The sequence below is a fragment of the Pseudarthrobacter sp. W1I19 genome (assembly GCF_030817835.1).
GTDB lineage: Bacteria > Actinomycetota > Actinomycetes > Actinomycetales > Micrococcaceae > Arthrobacter.
On the sequence record NZ_JAUSZR010000001.1, the window covers coordinates 758,869 to 775,341 of the forward strand.

Here is a 16,473-nt window from a genome sequence, read left to right on the forward strand (position 1 = left end):
GCCGGAACGGTGCGGGTTCGCCGGAACGGTGCGGGTTCGCCGGAACGCTACAGCGTCGGCGCACCGTTCCAGCGAACGGGGGCATTAAGGCGTGCGTGGCGCAGGATGGACACGATCGCAGGCGCGAGCTCGTCCTCCATCTGCCGGTACACCTCCGGAGCCCGGCGGTACGGGTCGATGATGTCGTTCTCGGCCGAGTCCGCGGGCAGTGACAAGTGGCGCACAGCTGCCGCCCGCGCAGGCAAGCCGCGCCAGAAGGCGACGTTGGCAGCGAGGGGATCGCCGTCGTCGTACGTTCCCTCAAGTGCGTTGCCGGCGGCCTCGGCGCGCTGGTCCAGGACGTCAAGCATGCGGGCGAACTCGCGGATGGTGAAGGTGCGCTTCAGGAGGGAAGCGTCCAGCTGCAGGACTTCACCGCGGTGCCCTGAGGTCATGGTCAGCACCAGGTCCACCCCGCGAAGGATCTTGGGCGTCAGCTGGCGGGCCGCGAACTGCTCCGGGTCCCCGCCGAAGGTGCGGATGATGTCGGCCGAGATGGGCTGGATGGGGTCGCCCACCATGGCCCGGGTCCCGGCACTGCGCACCTCGAAACCGCCCGGCAGCACCTGGTTCAGCCCCGCCTGCAGCAACCGCTCGGCCACCGGAGAGCGGCAGATGTTGCCCGTGCAGACAGTCAGGATTCTTACTGGTGCGGGTGAGTCCAAGGGAGATTCTCTTTCCAGCCGGTGCCTCCGTGCTTTTCAACTTAACATGCATCAGCCCGACGCCGGCCGCCCCACCCCGCACGCCCGCTCACTTTTGGCCGCTTCCCAACCGACGCCCCATCACCTTTCGCAGGTTTCCCGGCAACGCTCTATCACCCGAGGGCAAGGAAGCACGATGATATGACTGTGGACAGCCAGATCAAACGGGATTGCGTTATTGCCGGCGGCGGCCCAGGGGGCATGGTGCTGGGGTACCTGCTTGCCCGGCAAGGGCTGCGGGTGACGGTCCTGGAAAAACACGGCGACTTCCTGCGCGACTTCCGCGGCGACACCGTGCATCCCTCCACCGTGACCCTGCTGGGCGAACTCGGGCTCCGCGGCAAATTCCTGGAACTGCCACTGAGCAAATTGTCCACCCTGGACATCGTGATTGATGGCCAGCGGATCACCACGGCCGATTTCAGTACCCTCCCGGCGCCGGACAACTTCCTGGTCCTCGCGCCCCAGTGGGACTTCCTGAACTTCCTTGCCCGCGAGGCGCACGCGTTCCCCAACTTCGAGCTGCGGATGCTCACCGAGGCCACCGGACTCATCATCGAAGAGGGCCAGGTGCGCGGGGTCCGGGCTCTCGCGTCCGACGGCGGCCTGGAGATCCGTGCCACCCTCACCGTCGCTGCCGACGGACGGGAATCGGCCTTGCGTCACGCTGCCGGATTGATTCCCGACGACTTCGGCGTGCCCATCGATGTGCTCTGGTTCAACCTGCCCAAGCCGCCGGATCCTCCGTCCCCGACGCTCGGATACATCTCCGCGCAAGGGCTGGTCCTCACGATTGACCGGGGCGACCGGTACCAGTCCGGGATGGTGATCCGCAAAGGAGGTTTTGACGAGCTCCGCGGAGCAAAGATCGACGTACTCCAGGCGCGGATCACCGGCGCGGCGCCGATCCTGCGCCCCGTCGTCGGCAACCTCACGGACTGGGACCAGGTGAAACTTCTGTCCGTCCAGATCAACCGGCTGCGGCGCTGGTACCGTCCCGGATTCATGGCCATCGGCGACGCGGCCCACGCGATGTCGCCGATGTTTGGCGTCGGCGTGAACTTCGCCATCCAGGACGCCGTGGCACTGGCCAACGCCATCGGGGAGGATCTTGCCGGTGGAACTGCTCCAGTCGGGAAACTCGCGGCCGTGCAGCGGCGGCGGGAGATGCCGGTGAAGATCATGCAGCAGCTCCAGCGCAACGGACACCGGGTGCTCCTCAGGGCTACCAATGGGAACCGCATCGCACCCCGATGGTTCGTGATGTTCCTGCGGGCCGCCTCGCCGCTGTTGCGCCGGATCACCGCCAGGTTTGTTGGGATAGGAATCCGCCCCGAGCATGTCAAACACCGCGGCGCCTGACCCCGTCCTTGCGGTGCCCCCATTGGGAGCGCTCGCTCACTTAACGCGGTTTGGCGGCCAACGCTCTCTCACTTTCCTAAAGAAAGTGAGAGCGTTGGCCGATTGGTTGCCGTAAGTGAGAGAGCGTCAGAGCGCGGCCAGGAGCTTCTTCATCTCGGCGATCTCCGCTTCCTGAGCAGTGATAATCTCGCGGGCCAGCTGGATGGCAGCGGGGTACTTGCCCCCGGCGATTTCGTCCTTGGCCATCTCGATGGCTCCTTCATGGTGACCGGTCATCTGCTCCATAAAGAGCCTGGCGGCCTCGGTTCCCTGGGCGGCCTTGAGTTTACTGAGGCCCTCCGCGTCCACCATTCCTGACATGCCGTGCCCGGAATGGTCAGAGGCCATCGTGGGGACATTCCAGCCCTTGAGCCACCCGGTCATGGTCTCGATTTCCGGTGCCTGGGCGTCCTTGATCCTGGTGGCCAGCGCGGTGACGTCGGCGGGCACGTCCGGCTTGGCCAGGACCATCCCGCTCATCTCCACCGCCTGGGCATGATGCGGAATCATCATCTGGGCGAATGTGGTGTCGGCCTGGTTATGGTCGGCGTTGGCGTCCGGCATCATGCTGGACGTCGGACTCGAACTCGAACCGGCGTGGGTGGAGTGCATGCCGCCGGAGGTTCCGGAATCGGCCGCGCACCCGGCAAGGCCCAGCGAGGCTGCCAGGGCGGCCGCAGCGGAGAGTGTTTTGATCGTGGTTTTCATGGAAGGTGTCCTTCAGGAAAGTAGTTGAACGGGGGCCAGGGGTGGCGTGCGGAAGTGCACTGCACCGTCCTGTTTTACGTTCGGCTGATGGACAGTTCGCATGGTGTGGGACTTGCCGGAATGTAGGAGTAGCCTGCTGCCGGACTGACACCTGCGGCGTGGCCGGGTTCCACGGCAGCAGGCCCATCGGCCGGAAAGACAGTCAGTGATGCGGTGTTGGCCAGGAGGACACACATCGGTCCCGCATCCTGCATCTCGGGGCAGGAACCAAAGCAGGTTTCCGTCGCCAGGCTTGGCGGCGTGGCGTGCCCCCTGTGGGCGGACCCGTGCATATCGGCGGCGGGGGAGGAATCCGTGGCCTGGAGCACCACGTGGGATGTGTGCGCCGAGTGGTCGGCCGTCATCACGTGCATCCCGAGTATCCCGGCCATGACGCCCAGCACAATGGCCATCAGCGCCGCGACGCCGAGGAGGGACGCCAGGCGACGAATGGCTGCAGTCATGGACAATTCCTCCTTTCCGCGATGGTCGGGTCGGCCAAAAGTGGACGGGCGTCGTTCTAACGTACCTCCGCAGGGTTCAGTTTCAGGCGCCGCAGCAGCTGGGCGTTCAACGCCACCACAATAGTGGAAACGGACATCAGCACGGCCCCCGCGGCAGGGGAGAGAACCACCCCGGCGAAGGCCAGGACGCCAGCGGCCAGCGGCACGGACAGGATGTTGTAGCCCGTGGCCCACACCAGGTTCTGCCACATCTTGCGGTAGCTCGCCCGGGACAGGTCCACCATGGACAGCACGGCGCGCGGATCGTTCCCGGCCAGCACCACCCCGGCCGATTCCATGGCCACGTCCGTCCCCGCTCCGATCGCGATGCCCACCTCGGCGCGGGCCAGCGCGGGTGAATCGTTGACGCCGTCGCCCACCATGGCCACCTTGAGGCCCCGCGACTGCAGCTCGGCCACCTTCTTGTCCTTGTCCGCGGGCAGGACCTCGGCAAACACCTCGTCGATGTCCAGGTCTGCCGCAACAGCCCGCGCCACCTGCTGCGCGTCGCCGGTGATCATGGCCACCTTGACGCCGCGCTGCTGCAGTGCGCGCACGGCCTGCCGCGACTCTGCCCGCACCGCATCCTCGAGGCTGACCGCCCCAAGGACGCTCCCGCCGTCGTCAATCACGTGCAGGACGGCCGCGCCGCGGTCCATCCAGCCGCGCGTCGTGGCCGCCAGGGAAGGAGGTACGACGGCGCCCAGCTCGCGCAGGAGCGCGGGCCCCCCTACGTGCACCGTGCGGCCGTCCACGGAGGCCCGGACGCCGCGGCCGGTAAGCGATACGAAGCCGGCGACGGCAGGCAGTGCCAGGTTCCGCTCCCGGGCTGCACGGACGATGGCCCGCGCTACGGGATGCTCGCTGTCTGACTCGACGGCGGCGGCCAATGCCAGCAGCTCATCGGCCTCCACGCCCTGGGCGGCGGCCACTTCTTTCAGCTCCGGCTCGCCGGTGGTGAGGGTGCCGGTCTTGTCGAAGAGGACAACATCGATGGTGCGCATCCGCTCCAGTGCCATCCGGTTCTTGATCAGGACGCCGGCGCGGGCAGCCTGCTCGGTGGAGATGGCGATGACCAGCGGAATGGCCAGGCCCAGGGCGTGCGGGCAGGCGATCACCAGCACGGTCATGGTCCGGGTGACGGCCTCCGGGATGCTGCCCAGCAGCGTCCACACGATGAACGTGATGACGCCGGCGCCCGCAGCGAAGTAGAACAGGAAGGCCGCGGCGCGGTCGGCCAGGGCCTGGGCCCGCGACGAGGAAGCCTGTGCTTCGGCCACCAGCCGCTGGATGCCGGCCAGTGCGGTGTCCTCGCCCACGGCGTCCACGCGGACGCGGACACTCGAGTCCGTGGCAACGGTCCCGGCCACCACGGCGTCCCCGGGGCCGCGGGGCACGGTCTTGGATTCACCGGTGATCATGGATTCGTCGAATTCAGCCTGGCCTTGGACCACCGTGCCGTCGGCCGGCATCCGGGCGCCGGAGCGGACCAGCACAAGGTCTGCGGGGCGGAGTTCGGAGACGGGCACGGTTTCGGTGCCGCTGTCCGTGATGCGTTCGGCTTCATCGGGCAGCAGGGCAGCCAGCGCATCCAGGGCGCCCTGCGCCGAACCGAGGGCCCGCATCTCGATCCAGTGGCCCAGCAGCATGATAGCCACCAGCAGCGCGAGTTCCCACCAGAAGTCCAGGTCGAAGCCGCCCAGACCAAGGCTGGTGACCCAGGACGCGGCGAATGCCACGGTGATGGCCATGCCGATCAGCAGCATCATGCCGGGCCGGCGGTCCTTCAGCTCCTGCAGCCCGCCCTTGAGGAACGGCTGGCCGCCGTAGAGGAAAATCACTGTTCCCAGGACCGGCGGGATCCAGGCGGAGCCGGGGAACATCGGGGCCATGTAGCCCAGGATGTGGCCCACCATGGGGCTGAAATAGACCACGGGGATGGAGAGTGCCAGGGTCAGCCAGAACCTGTTCTTGAACATGGCTGTGCTGTGTCCGGCATGCTGTCCGTGGGTGTGGACCGTGTGGTCGTCGTCGTGGCCGGCGTGGGGTTGGTGGTGCTCGTGCCCGTGCCCGTGCCCGTCCCCGTGCTCGTGCCCGTGCCCGGCAGCAGCCGCGGCAGGGGCTGACGCACGCTCCGCCTCGGTGAGGGTGGGGCTGGCCGGGGTGGCGTCGTCGTGATGGTGCCTGTGGTCCTGCATCTGTTCCTCCTTGGAGGACGTTTCAGCCGCTGCTCCGGGAGGCAGATGATGGAGCGTTGCGGCAATTCGTGCGGAAGGTGGTGGGGCGTCGCCGGGATCAGCGCGAAAGGTGATGGGGCGTCGCTGGGTTGAACGGCTGTGAAAGCGGGTGCGGTGCACCGGCCGGGACATACCACTTCACTGACAACACTGGAAAATATACCCCCTGGGGGTATCAGCGTCAAGGGCTGAGACTGAACCTGCGCCTCGTCCCCTCGAAATCGAAAACGCGTCCCGGCCTACCCCAGGTGGGCGTTCACGGCCATACTTGTGTCAATGGCAATGGTGCCTGCCCATGCTGGGCGGCTGGGTGAAGGACCGGAGGTGGCTCCATGGGCGAGCTGAGCGGCCCCTACACGTACTCGAGCGCTTTGGGTGACAACCCGTGCGTGGCGGGGACATTTCACGTGGACATGGATACCTGGAAGCTCCGGTGGTCGGACGGCATGTTCCTGCTGCACGGATACGAACGCGGCGAAGTGGTGCCCACCGTGGACCTGCTGTTCTCGCACAAGCACCCGGAGGACAGATCCCGCTGCGAAGAGATTGTGGCCCAGGTTGCCGGCACTGGAGGGTACTTCTGCATGTACCACCGGATCATCGACTCCCGCGGCCGGACACGTCGGGTGCTTACGTCCGGTGAGGCCATAGTGGACGACGCCGGTACGGTCACCGCCCTGGAAGGCGTCATGATCGACCTCACCTCCACACTCCAGCGCGAGACCGAGGAGACTGCCCGGGAAGCGGTGGCCGGGGCCACATCCACCCGGAGCGTGATCGACCAGGCCCGGGGCATCCTGATGGGCCAGCTTAAAATGGGTTCGGAGGACGCCTTCAAGGTGCTCGTCAGCACCAGCAGCCATCGCAACGTCAAGCTGGTGGTGGTGGCCGCCGAACTGGTGCGGCTGGCGAATTCCCAGGCGGCGGGCGGGTACCTCGACGCCGCAGTCAGAGCGATCGCCTATGACAGCAAGGCGGGTTCCCGCCGCAAGGCAGGGTAGGACCCGCGTCCTAGTGGTGCTCCACCCAGCACGCAAGGATGGTGGTGGAGAGCTGGTAGGCCAGGGCGTTGCGGGTGATGGCGTCCGGGCCGAGCGTGGCCGGAAGGCCTGACGCGTCCACCTGCAGCACAAAGTTGTCCTTTTGGAACACTGCCGTTCCGTCCGCTGTTTCGAACGCCGGAAAGCCCAGGTTGGCGAGTCCTTCGATGGGCCGTGCGTCTTTGGCGAGCGCCTGCATGGCGTCAAAGTACTTCATCGCCGTGGCCTGCCCCGCCGCTTCCTTCACGGAGATGTCCAGTGCACCCTCCGCAAGGTGGTAGGTGCAGGTGAAGGTGCTGTCCGCCCAGCTGTTCATAGTGTGCGGGTCTTCTTCCAGGTGCAGGATGGCGGTGAGCCGGTCCATGGGCTGGTCTCCGCACACCATTCTCGCGGCGTCGCTGGGGCCGTCGGCGGAGGCGCGGGGGGAGGAGGTGCCGCCGTCGTGATGGCTACCGTGCGCGGCTGGCGACGTGGCGTCCGACGCCGGTGCGGGAACCACTCCAACGGACGCTGCGGTCCCAGCGCAGCCAGTAAGCAGCAGGGACCACAGTGCCAGGGCTGCCAGTATTGGTGTGCGGTTGTGCATGACTCGTCCGTCCTGGCCGCTCCTCAGGGGTGCGGCCGCTTGTTCGGCTTTTCGCGGATCATCGGTTCGCGGTCCAGTGTCAGGTTTTGAGCTTTGCGTAGATGACGTAGTTGTCGTTGAAGCGTCCGGTGGAGGGGTCGTACCCGTCGCACGTGACGAGCCGGAGTTCTGAACCGGGGGTGTTTCCATAGACCTCCAGCGTGGGGAACCCGTCCTTGCTGTACTGGGCTGCGCGATCCACGCCGAACACGGCGGAGCTGCCGTCGGCCCGCAGGACAATGATGTCGCTCCCAGGCCTGAGCTGCCGAAGATCGGCGAAGACACCTTTATGGCCGCCCAGGGCATTGACGTGGCCGAGCATCACGGACGGGCCGCGTTCGCCGGGTGTGGGGGAACCGTTGTACCAGCTGGCGGGCGCGCCGTTGCCTTTGTCTTCAGGGACTTCGAGCGAGCCGTTGTCCCGCAGTCCCAGCTTGATAAGGCCCGTGGTGAGGCCGATGGAGGGAATTTCCAGGGTCACCGGCTCGGAGCGGGGTAGGACGACCGGTTCCGTTGCTGCGGGTGCGGCGGCAGCCGGGCTTGGGGCTGGAGCCGCGGGTGGGGCGGAACTTGCGGTGGAACCAGGCGTGGCAGTGGCGGCCGGCGCAGAAGGTGCGGCGGACGCGGAAGGTGCAGGGCCGGCGTCGGGCGTTCCCGTGCTGCCCGCAGCGCAGCCGCCCACGGCCAGCAGGAGCAGAAGCCCGGCCGCCGTTGAGGCCCCAAGCCCCCAACGGTGGCCGGAATTCATGATCGTCACAGCGGTGATCCAGTCAGCCTGTTGCTACACGGCTGACTGGGCGCTGCGGCGGCGGACCACGTAGACGCCGCCGGCTGCCGCGGCGAGCACCAGGCCCCCTCCGAGGGCGAGGGCACCGGCGTCGGGTCCGGCCGTCCCTGCGGTGATGCCGGTTTCAGCACCGCCAACGGGCATGGTCATCTGGCCGGCCTTCAACGTTCCGCACAGCGCGGGGGAGGTCGCTGCCAGCGGGAGGCTGGGAACGAGGTCGCTCTTGGCGGCCTGTCCCGCCGCGCTGAGGGTGGCGGGATCAAGGCCGTGGACAACCACCACGGCGGTGCCGGCTTCGAGTGCGGCCTTGGTTTCGGCGTTCAGTTCGAACGTGCGGTCAACCGTGTAGCTTGCACCCTGGCCGGCCACCTTGAGGTCCAGTCCGGCGGCGGGACTGGTGTCGCCGCTGGTGGACAGGGTGGTGACGATGCCGCCGTACCCCGGTGCGCCCTCGGTGGTGGAAATGACGCCGTCGCCGTCCTTGTCTGCGGAGGGTGCGGGGCAGGCGCCCTGCGCGCCGCCGTGGATGTGCTGGACGTGCGGGTAGGGGGCGTCCATAAACGTGGCGGCCAGGCCGGACACCTTCAGGACTGCGTGGGCCTGGTTGCCGGTAACGTCCACCGTGATGGTGCCCGAGGCGGAACTGCCGTTAATCTGTCCCAGCGTGGACTGGTAGGAGTGATCGGCGGCCAGGGCGGGAGAGCCGGAGAGGGCAACAGCGCCCAGTGCGAGTGTGGGAACAGCCAAAAAGCGGAGTGTCTTGTTCATCGGAAAGCAGTCTCCTCATACAAGTGACATTGTTGTCCCAGGTGAGGGACAACAGTGGTTCGCTGCTGCTTCTGCTCCGGATGGGCCGGAATGTGAATCGGACCACAATGCGCCCGCTGCGCCGGAGGCATGGAAGGGTGCGGGCGCGGCCCATTCTGGCCCTGTAGGATTGATCGAAGGTGCGCCGGGAAGTCTGGTCGGCATGATTCTGTCGAGCCCAGTTTGAGGACGCTTTATGAGCCAAACGCCCCCTTCCGGCCCCACCCGCTCTACCATCTTCGGGCGCGGCAGCTATGCCGAGGCCCTGCGGATCGGGGAAATCCTTCGCAAGGAAACCGTGGGCGGAGCCCTGCTTGTCGCCGCCGCGGTGATCGCCCTGGTGTGGGCCAACTCGCCGGCATCGGACAGCTACTTCGCCCTCCGGGGTTTCAAGATTGGTTATGAGCCCTGGCATCTTGAGCTCAGCCTGGGTGCGTGGGCGGCGGACGGGCTGCTCGCCATCTTCTTTTTCCTGGTGGGCCTCGAGCTCAAACGGGAGTTCGTGGCGGGGGACCTGCGCCAGCTCAACAAGTCCATTGTTCCCGTAGCTGCCGCTTTCGGAGGTGTGGTGGCACCGGCAGCCATGTACGCCCTTATCAACCTGGCAAGCCCGGAAACATTGCGCGGCTGGGCCATCCCCACCGCCACGGACATCGCCTTCGCGGTGGCAGTCCTGGCCATCATCGGCTCGCACCTGCCGAGTGCCCTGCGGATTTTCCTTTTGACCCTGGCCGTGGTGGATGACCTGATCGCCATCTCCATCATCGCGTTCTTCTACTCCAGCGACCTGCATATGATGCCGCTGCTCCTGGCCCTCATTCCGCTGGCCATCTATGCGTTCCTGGCACAGAAGTACCGCAACTTCTTCGGCCGTCACACCGCGGCGGCATGGCTGATCCTGCTGCCGTTCGGCCTGGTGACGTGGGCGCTCGTCCACGCCTCGGGCATCCACGCCACGGTGGCCGGCGTCCTGCTGGGCTTCGCCGTTCCGGTGATCCGTTCACAGGCTGCCGGCGGGCCGGAAGCCGGGCCGGGACTGGCGGAGATCTTCGAGCACCGGTTCCGGCCCATCTCGGCGGGCATCGCGGTTCCCATCTTCGCGTTCTTCTCCGCTGGGGTGGCCGTGGGCGGCTGGCAAGGGCTTGGCTCTGCCCTGGCCGATCCGGTGGCCCTGGGCATCATCGTGGCCCTGGTGCTGGGCAAGCCGATCGGCATCATGGGCACCACCTGGCTCCTGACCAAAACCAGCAGGGCCCGGCTGGACGATTCCTTCACATGGATCGACGTCTTCGGAGTGGCTCTCCTCGCCGGCATCGGGTTTACCGTGTCCCTGCTGGTGGCCGAGCTCAGCTTCGGGCAGGGGAGCCTGCACGATGACCACGCCAAGGTTGGGATCCTCACCGCGTCCCTGCTGGCGGCGCTGCTGGCCACCGCCGTGCTGCGGACCCGGAACCGCCAATACCGCGCAGCCGAAGAAGCCGAAAAGCTGGACGCGGACCATGACGGCATCCCGGACGTGTACCAGGAGCGCCCCTGACCGCAACGCGGGGTCACTAACGGCCCGTCGCAGAGGCCCGGAAGGGCGCTAAGTGACCCCGCGTTGCCTCTGCCGTGAAGCGTCAGCGGCGCACTGAGCGGCGCCCGGCGATAGCCTCAGCCGTGCCCACCAGGAGCACCGAGGCGATGACGGCCACGATGAAGCCCAGGAAGTTCAGCTCAAAAATGTCCCCAGTGCCCAGCAGGGAGGCCACCACTCCGCCGATGACCGAGCCTACGAGGCCAAGCAGCAAGGTGGCGAGCAGGCCCAGGTTCTGCTTGCCCGGCTTGATGAGGCGGGCCAGCGCGCCGATAATCAGGCCGGCAACAATAAATCCAATCACGGTGTTCTCCTTCGGTTCTGCGGGCATGTGACGCCCGTACTGCCGCGGTGGTTCCGCATTGGCATCATTCTATGCACCGCCAGCACGGCGTTCCCTACTCCTCCAGCAAAGACCGGATGCTGTCCCGGGCCGCGTCCGAACCCCTGCCGCTGACTGCGCCCACCACCACTGCCGCCGCCTCCCGGAGCTTCGTCTTCCTCGCTCCGGAGGCGCGCGTGAGCTCATAGATCGCATCGTCGTGGCTGCAGCTGTTCTGTGCCATGATGACGCCCACTGCCATGTCAATGGTCGCCCGGGATTTCATGGCAGCGGCAAGATCATTGCTGGTGTCCCGCAGGCTGCCGAGCTTCAGCGCCAGCCGCAGTGACTTTGCCGCGTTGGCCACGAAGTTCCGGGCGGTGTCGATGTCAAGAGGCGAGAGGCCGGCCGGCTTTTCGGCGTAAAGGTTCACCACGGCCTCGGCCTCGCCGGCAAGTTCCAGCGGGATGGCCAGGATAAAGCGGATGCCCCGCTCCCGTGCCGTGCCAAGGTAGTCGGGCCACCGGCTCTCCCGGCTGATGTCCTGGACCAGCACAATCTCGTGGCGCCGTAATGCAGTAAGGCAAGGCCCGTCGTCGAACGCGTTTTGAAGTTCATCCAACGCCCGGGCATGATCATCGCTGCTCGCCACGACGGCCGGTTTCCGGTGCCGTACCACCGTCACCCCGCAGTGGAGCCGAACCGATGGCGTGGACAGGGTGGACGCAGTGAGGACTGCGAGTTCTTCAAGGAACGCGCTGACGTCCACACTGTTGAGGACCAGCTCCTGCAGCTGGCGGTCCTCCCTGCTGATCCACGGCTCTCCGCTGTCCCCCCAATTGCCCTGGGACTCTCCCTCGCTCAACCCCGGCCTCCTTCACCAAAAGTTCTTCTGGTTCCAGAGGTTACTGTCCCGGGGCCGCCGGGGGAAAGTAGCTCAGGCAGTGGCCAGCGGCTTAGCCGGTGCCTCCACATGCCGGATCTCCAGAGCCTCGGGATCCAGCAACTTGCGTGTGCCCGTCCGGGCGTCGAGGATCCAGAACAGTTCCAGCGCAGGGACGACGTCGGTGACGCGCCCCCGGTGGAACAGCTTGCCGTTGTGCCACGCCTCGATCTGGTCTCCGATGCGAAGCTGGGCCGTGCTTACTCCTTGTGCCTCCATGATGCGGTGCCTCCTGCTGTTGTATCCCCGTAGTCACAGCTTGCCCGGCCGAGATTGCTGAAATGTTTCAACACGGTGTTTTTTCTGTGACCAGTGAGAGGAGTACGACGGCGGGCTGCCGCGGCAGGGTCAGGACGCCGCCTCACGCCGGGCTGCAGCAACCGCCTCCTCGATCCCGCCGGTCCAGGGCTCACCGTGGCCGGGCAGGACCAGGGAAGCGCCCGTCTCCGCCAGCTGGCTGAGGGTGGCCAGGTTCTGGCGGCTGTCCATGGTGGCGGCGCCGGCCACAATGCGCGGACCGGTCCGGCCGGAATAGGGGTCCAGCGTCACGAGGGCATCCCCGCTGAACAGCACGTCCCGGTCCCGCAGGTAGAGCCCGCAGTGCCCCGCAGTGTGGCCGGGGGAGAACACCACCTCGGGCCGGCATGGCACCGGCAGGGTACCGGACTGGGCGGGGAAGAGGGTCAAATCATCCACGCCCTTCACCCGCAGCGCGCCCGCCTTGGTCATGCTGGCAAGAACCGGAAGGCCTCCCGGATGGGCCAGTGCAAACACAAAACGGGACTTCTCATGCTGGTACCGGTACGGGTGGCGGGCGATGAACGAGTCGCCGCCATGGACCCAGACCGGCACCTTGAACTCCGAATGCAGCCGGTGCGCCAGGCCCAGGTGGTCGAAGTGCGCGTGCGTGAGGACCACGGCCCTGATGTCGCGGATGCCGTGCCCTAGCCCCCGAACCGCCTCCGCCAGGGATTTCCACACGGCTGGCAGCCCGGAGTCCACCAGGGTCAAGCCTTCCGGGCTTTCCACCAGGTAGAAGTTCACGAAAGCCTCGGAGACGCGGTGCACGCCCTCCGCCACGGTGGCGAACGCCGCCCGGCCGGCAGCGGCCTGCGTCATCGCCGCGCTCCCGCAGCCCGCCGCAGCCCCCTGACAGCAGCAACGGCGCCCAGCCCGGCCAGCACCCACGGCCCGCCCACGATCAGGGGATCCATCCACTGGTGGTTGACGTCGGCGCGCTTTTGCCCGAACCGGGAGCGGACGCCGTGGCCGGAAAACTCGCTGAGCACGCCGGTTTCGGTGACGGGATTGTCCGGCCGCAGCGTGGCGAACGAACCCAGGTGGTGTTCCCACGCGTCCACCCGGTCCGCCGCGATGAGCAGCAGCCAGTGCGCGGCGCGGCCCTCGCTGAACCTGGCGTAGGCGTACTTCCGGATGGCCCCCGACAGCCCGGCAGGAGGAGTGCTGGTCCCAAAAACCGGAGTCAGGAACGCGTGCTCGATTGACCGCTCCCGGGGCCATTCCTCGGGCTGGCGCTCGGGGAAGTCCCAGTGTGCGCCGGTCTGGATGCCGGGCTGTTCCCGGGGGAACGAGGGGCGGTCTGCCGGGTCGAGGTCCACCCCCCATCCCGGAATCCGGTCCCGTAACTGCTCCGCGGACTCCTTCAGGGCAGGCTTGCCGGCGGTGTAAGGCGTAGGTATTTCAGCCATGATGCTTTTCCCTTCAGGCAGCCGTCGAAACGATGAGCGGTTTGATGCAGTCGTCAAGCTTCGCGGAGAAGATGTGGTATCCCTCGGAGATGTGTTCCAGCGGGATGCGATGGGTGACGATGTCGCTGGGCTTCAGGTACCCGTTCCGGACGTGTTCGAACAACCTTGGCCACTGCCGCTTCACCGGGCACTGGTTCATCCGCAACGTCAGGCCCTTGTTCACTGCGTCGCCGAACTTCACCGCGCTAAAGATTGGGCCGTAGGCTCCCACCACGGACACGGTGCCGCCCTTGCGCACGGAGTCGATGGCCCAGTTCAGGGCGATGGGGGAGCCGCCCTGCAGCTTGAGCTTGGTGCCTGTCACGTGCTGGAGGAAGTTGCCGTCCGCCTCGGCCCCCACCGCGTCAATGACGACGTCGGCGCCCAGGTAGTCGGTGGCCTTCTTCAGGTGCACCACAATGTCGTCGTATTCCACGAAGTTGTACGTCTCGGCGTGCGCGAAGGAGCGCGCCTTCTCGAGCCGGTACTCCAGGTGGTCGATCACGATCACCCGGCCGGCGCCCATCAGCCAGGCAGACTTCGCCGCGAACAGGCCCACCGGCCCGGCGCCGAAGACCACCACGGTGTCGCCCTCAACAATGTCTCCCAGCTGGGCCCCGAAGTAGCCGGTGGGCAGGGCGTCGGTGAGCAGGACTGCGTCCTCTTCGTCCATCCAGTCCGGAATTTTGGCGGGCCCCACATCGGCGAACGGCACGCGCACAAACTCAGCCTGGCCGCCGTCGTACCCTCCGCAGGTGTGGGAGTAGCCGTAGATGCCGCCCACCGCCGTCGCGTTCGGGTTCACGTTGTGGCAGTTCGAGTACAGACCGCGGGAGCAGAAGTAGCAGGAGCCGCAATACACGTTGAAGGGGACCATCACCCTGTCCCCGACGGCCAGGTTCTGGACCGAGGGGCCAACCTCGTGCACCACGCCCACGAACTCGTGCCCGAACGTCATCCCCACGCGGGTGTCCGGCATCATGCCGTGGTAGAGGTGCAGGTCGGAGCCGCAGATGGCCCCGGTAGTGACGCGGACGACCGCATCATTGGGGTGTTCGATCCTGGGAATGTCTTTTTCTTCGACCCGGACTTTGTACGGGCCGCGGTAAACCATTGCTCGCATGAGCGCCACCTTAGATGTCGTGGCTCGCAGTGCGGTTCCCTCGCCTGCAGGAACCACCCCGCTGCTGGAGGCGCACCGCTTGCCCTACGTTTCCACCTGCTGCCGGAGTTGGTCAAGAGTTCTGCGAACTCCCGGCTTCAGTGTGCTTAGGGCGGCCGACGGCGGGTAGGGGACAAGGTGAAAGGCACGCCGGTAGAGGGGGTGGAGGAGTGTCAGCCAAGCCGTCCGCGAAAACGCCCGCCTTCCTCTTCGGCATGGGGATGGGCGGGTTTGTGGACGGCATCATCCTGCACCAGCTGCTGCAGTGGCACCACATGCTCAGCCACACTGGAGGAGGCAACCCCAACACCGTGGCAGGCCTGGAACTGAACACCCTGGCCGACGGCCTGTTCCACGGCGCCATGTGGGTCCTGGTGGCGGCCGCCGCCGTCCTCGCAGTCCGGGCCCGCCGGCAGCAACGGCTGTCCGCGAGCTGGCGGTTCCACGGCGGACTGGTGCTGTACGGCTGGGGTGTTTTCAACATCGTCGAGGGACTGGTCAACCACCAGCTGTTGCAGATCCACCATGTGCGCGATGACCTGGGCGGCCCGCTGGCCTGGGATCTGGGTTTCCTGGGGTTCAGTGTGGTTCTGGCCGTGGCCGGGTGGCTGCTGTTTCGGGGTGGTCCGCGTCTGGCCATATCGCCGCCGCTGGGTCAAGATAGTAAGCATGCTGATTAAATCGGCAGCAGGAGGCAGGAGTTTCGGCCTGCACGGAACTGCAAACAGTCACGGCGTCCACCGACAAGAAGGGCATCCCCATGTATCTGCATACTGAACTTCTCATCAACGAAATTGCTGCCGATGAACCTGATCCGGCAGCGGCAAATGCCTTGCAGGAAGGTTTGGGCGGCCAGTTTGGTGAGATGCGCACCATGATGCAGTACCTGTTCCAGAGCATAAACTTCCGCGGCGACCCGTCCTCAAAGCCCTACAAGGACCTTCTTCAAGGTGTGGGGACGGAGGAGATCAGCCATGTTGAACTTATCGGTACCACCATTGCCCAGCTTTTGGACGGATCACCGCGGTATCAGGGGAAGAAGACGGATCCTGTGGACGAGCCCGGGGCCAAAGGTGCCACCCCGCTCAAGATCGCGCTGGACACCAGCAACATCCACCACTATCTGGTGGGTGCCCAAGGCGCTCTGCCCGTGGATGCCGCGGGCAACCCGTGGCTTGGTTCTTACGTCTACAACAGCGGGAACCTGGTCCTTGACCTGCTCTATAACCTGATGCTGGAATCCACGGGCCGGCTGCAGAAATGCCGCATCTACGAGATGACGGAAAACAAGACGGCCCGCTCCACGATTGCCTACCTGATTGTCCGGGACCAGGCGCATGAGAATGCCTTTGCCAAGGCGCTCGAAAGCCTCGGAGTCAACTGGGGCAAGGTTCTGCCCATCCCCAAAACCAACGCCGAGCAGTTCCCTGAGGTCAAGAAGCTGCTCGACCTGGGGCTGCAAAGTGTCCAGTACACGTTCAGCGCCGACAACCTCAGCCAGGCAGGAAAACTGTATAGGGGAGCATCGCCGTCGAATGATGGCACCGAGCTCAGCACTGAGGTCATGCCCAAGGGCGTCCCCGCAACAATGTCCCCCGAGCGCAAAGAGGAGTTCGCCCCGGGACTTGATCCGGAGTTGCTCGCACTCATCCAGGCCACGGCAGAGATAGAGCTCAAGGAAGCAGACAACCCTAAAGAGGCAAAGGCTTAGAAACAGACCGGCGGCTGTTCAGCAGCGGGCAGCCGTCCCCCGAGCGCTCGCCGACGCGCTGAAACGCGGGCGCACCCGAAATTCCGGGAGCGCCGGCGTTTCGCGGGCAACGGTAGGCGGG

18 protein-coding genes are annotated in these 16,473 nt (G+C 66.2%); 5 read left to right on the forward strand and 13 right to left on the reverse strand.

Translation table 11 applies throughout. The features are described 5' to 3' along the window. Positions 1-47: 47 nt before the first annotated feature. Positions 48-704 carry a low molecular weight phosphatase family protein gene (locus QF038_RS03530; protein ID WP_307608804.1) on the reverse strand — a complete coding sequence of 219 codons (657 nt, stop codon included), beginning with the start codon at positions 702-704 and terminating at the stop codon, positions 48-50. 180 nt (positions 705-884) lie between these two features. Here QF038_RS03530 and QF038_RS03535 point away from each other — a divergent pair, with 180 nt between their 5' ends. Then, positions 885-2,105 carry an FAD-dependent oxidoreductase gene (locus QF038_RS03535; RefSeq protein ID WP_307608806.1) on the forward strand — a complete coding sequence of 407 codons (1,221 nt, stop codon included), beginning with the start codon at positions 885-887 and terminating at the stop codon, positions 2,103-2,105. A 126-nt stretch (positions 2,106-2,231) separates the two neighbouring features. On the opposite strand, the gene QF038_RS03540 is transcribed toward QF038_RS03535, so the two are convergent. The 3 genes from QF038_RS03540 to QF038_RS03550 form a co-directional block, all read right to left on the reverse strand. Beyond that, positions 2,232-2,852, reverse strand: coding sequence for a DUF305 domain-containing protein (locus QF038_RS03540; RefSeq protein ID WP_307608808.1), 621 nt, complete (start codon positions 2,850-2,852; stop codon positions 2,232-2,234). 74 nt (positions 2,853-2,926) lie between these two features. Further along, entirely contained in the window at positions 2,927-3,355 is a 429-nt protein-coding gene (locus QF038_RS03545; RefSeq protein WP_307608811.1) for a DUF6153 family protein, read from the reverse strand. A 56-nt stretch (positions 3,356-3,411) separates the two neighbouring features. Then, positions 3,412-5,592, reverse strand: a complete 2,181-nt coding sequence (locus tag QF038_RS03550; protein ID WP_307608813.1) for a heavy metal translocating P-type ATPase — start codon at positions 5,590-5,592, stop codon at positions 3,412-3,414. A gap of 371 nt (positions 5,593-5,963) precedes the next feature. Between QF038_RS03550 and QF038_RS03555 the strand changes: the two genes are divergently transcribed. Next, positions 5,964-6,632 (forward strand): PAS and ANTAR domain-containing protein, encoded by a 669-nt coding sequence (locus QF038_RS03555; protein WP_307608815.1) that lies wholly within the window; start codon positions 5,964-5,966, stop codon positions 6,630-6,632. A gap of 10 nt (positions 6,633-6,642) precedes the next feature. Here QF038_RS03555 and QF038_RS03560 read toward each other — a convergent pair whose 3' ends face one another. The 3 genes from QF038_RS03560 to QF038_RS03570 form a co-directional block, all read right to left on the reverse strand. After that, positions 6,643-7,257 (reverse strand): hypothetical protein, encoded by a 615-nt coding sequence (locus tag QF038_RS03560; protein WP_307608816.1) that lies wholly within the window; start codon positions 7,255-7,257, stop codon positions 6,643-6,645. Positions 7,258-7,336: 79 nt separating this feature from the next. Further along, positions 7,337-8,044 (reverse strand): sortase domain-bontaining protein, encoded by a 708-nt coding sequence (locus QF038_RS03565; protein WP_307613392.1) that lies wholly within the window; start codon positions 8,042-8,044, stop codon positions 7,337-7,339. Between the two features lie 33 nt (positions 8,045-8,077). Continuing rightward, positions 8,078-8,851 carry a CHRD domain-containing protein gene (locus QF038_RS03570; RefSeq protein WP_307608818.1) on the reverse strand — a complete coding sequence of 258 codons (774 nt, stop codon included), beginning with the start codon at positions 8,849-8,851 and terminating at the stop codon, positions 8,078-8,080. A 235-nt stretch (positions 8,852-9,086) separates the two neighbouring features. On the opposite strand from QF038_RS03570, the gene nhaA reads away from it, so the two are divergent. Beyond that, on the forward strand, positions 9,087-10,427 hold the full coding sequence (gene nhaA / locus QF038_RS03575) for a Na+/H+ antiporter NhaA (protein ID WP_307608820.1): 1,341 nt from the start codon (positions 9,087-9,089) through the stop codon (positions 10,425-10,427). An 82-nt stretch (positions 10,428-10,509) separates the two neighbouring features. On the opposite strand, the gene QF038_RS03580 is transcribed toward nhaA, so the two are convergent. From QF038_RS03580 to QF038_RS03605, 6 genes are all read right to left on the reverse strand, one after another. Then, complete coding sequence (locus QF038_RS03580) at positions 10,510-10,770, reverse strand: GlsB/YeaQ/YmgE family stress response membrane protein (RefSeq protein ID WP_307608822.1); 261 nt, start codon at positions 10,768-10,770, stop codon at positions 10,510-10,512. Positions 10,771-10,864: 94 nt separating this feature from the next. Next, complete coding sequence (locus QF038_RS03585) at positions 10,865-11,653, reverse strand: GAF and ANTAR domain-containing protein (protein ID WP_307608824.1); 789 nt, start codon at positions 11,651-11,653, stop codon at positions 10,865-10,867. Between the two features lie 72 nt (positions 11,654-11,725). Continuing rightward, positions 11,726-11,950 (reverse strand): hypothetical protein, encoded by a 225-nt coding sequence (locus QF038_RS03590; protein WP_307608826.1) that lies wholly within the window; start codon positions 11,948-11,950, stop codon positions 11,726-11,728. 129 nt (positions 11,951-12,079) lie between these two features. Continuing rightward, positions 12,080-12,850: an MBL fold metallo-hydrolase gene (locus QF038_RS03595; RefSeq protein WP_307608828.1), complete on the reverse strand. Its 771-nt coding sequence runs from the start codon at positions 12,848-12,850 to the stop codon at positions 12,080-12,082. Then, positions 12,847-13,440, reverse strand: a complete 594-nt coding sequence (locus QF038_RS03600) for a hypothetical protein (protein WP_307608830.1) — start codon at positions 13,438-13,440, stop codon at positions 12,847-12,849. Before QF038_RS03600 ends, QF038_RS03595 begins: the two co-directional genes overlap by 4 nt. Positions 13,441-13,453: 13 nt before the next feature. Beyond that, the gene (locus tag QF038_RS03605; RefSeq protein WP_307608832.1) at positions 13,454-14,602 is read right to left on the reverse strand and encodes a zinc-dependent alcohol dehydrogenase; all 1,149 of its coding nucleotides are present in this window, start codon (positions 14,600-14,602) and stop codon (positions 13,454-13,456) included. Between the two features lie 209 nt (positions 14,603-14,811). Here QF038_RS03605 and QF038_RS03610 point away from each other — a divergent pair, with 209 nt between their 5' ends. After that, complete coding sequence (locus QF038_RS03610) at positions 14,812-15,321, forward strand: DUF2243 domain-containing protein (RefSeq protein ID WP_307608834.1); 510 nt, start codon at positions 14,812-14,814, stop codon at positions 15,319-15,321. Positions 15,322-15,401: 80 nt separating this feature from the next. Further along, a complete protein-coding gene (locus QF038_RS03615) occupies positions 15,402-16,352 on the forward strand; it encodes a manganese catalase family protein (RefSeq protein WP_307608837.1) in 951 nt (316 codons plus the stop codon). Positions 16,353-16,473: the final 121 nt, after the last annotated feature.

Excerpts from the sequence above, each read along its gene's own strand:
- QF038_RS03590 (WP_307608826.1), bottom strand. The coding sequence starts at position 11,950 with ATGGAGGCACAAGGAGTAAGCACGGCCCAGCTTCGCATCGGAGACCAG.
- QF038_RS03560 (WP_307608816.1), bottom strand. The coding sequence starts at position 7,257 with ATGCACAACCGCACACCAATACTGGCAGCCCTGGCACTGTGGTCCCTG.
- QF038_RS03600 (WP_307608830.1), bottom strand. The coding sequence starts at position 13,440 with ATGGCTGAAATACCTACGCCTTACACCGCCGGCAAGCCTGCCCTGAAG.
- QF038_RS03570 (WP_307608818.1), bottom strand. The coding sequence starts at position 8,851 with ATGAACAAGACACTCCGCTTTTTGGCTGTTCCCACACTCGCACTGGGC.
- QF038_RS03615 (WP_307608837.1), top strand. The coding sequence starts at position 15,402 with ATGTATCTGCATACTGAACTTCTCATCAACGAAATTGCTGCCGATGAA.
- QF038_RS03535 (WP_307608806.1), top strand. The coding sequence starts at position 885 with ATGACTGTGGACAGCCAGATCAAACGGGATTGCGTTATTGCCGGCGGC.
- QF038_RS03555 (WP_307608815.1), top strand. The coding sequence starts at position 5,964 with ATGGGCGAGCTGAGCGGCCCCTACACGTACTCGAGCGCTTTGGGTGAC.
- QF038_RS03540 (WP_307608808.1), bottom strand. The coding sequence starts at position 2,852 with ATGAAAACCACGATCAAAACACTCTCCGCTGCGGCCGCCCTGGCAGCC.
- QF038_RS03605 (WP_307608832.1), bottom strand. The coding sequence starts at position 14,602 with ATGCGAGCAATGGTTTACCGCGGCCCGTACAAAGTCCGGGTCGAAGAA.
- QF038_RS03565 (WP_307613392.1), bottom strand. The coding sequence starts at position 8,044 with ATGAATTCCGGCCACCGTTGGGGGCTTGGGGCCTCAACGGCGGCCGGG.
- QF038_RS03545 (WP_307608811.1), bottom strand. The coding sequence starts at position 3,355 with ATGACTGCAGCCATTCGTCGCCTGGCGTCCCTCCTCGGCGTCGCGGCG.
- QF038_RS03595 (WP_307608828.1), bottom strand. The coding sequence starts at position 12,850 with ATGACGCAGGCCGCTGCCGGCCGGGCGGCGTTCGCCACCGTGGCGGAG.
- QF038_RS03550 (WP_307608813.1), bottom strand. The coding sequence starts at position 5,592 with ATGCAGGACCACAGGCACCATCACGACGACGCCACCCCGGCCAGCCCC.
- nhaA (WP_307608820.1), top strand. The coding sequence starts at position 9,087 with ATGAGCCAAACGCCCCCTTCCGGCCCCACCCGCTCTACCATCTTCGGG.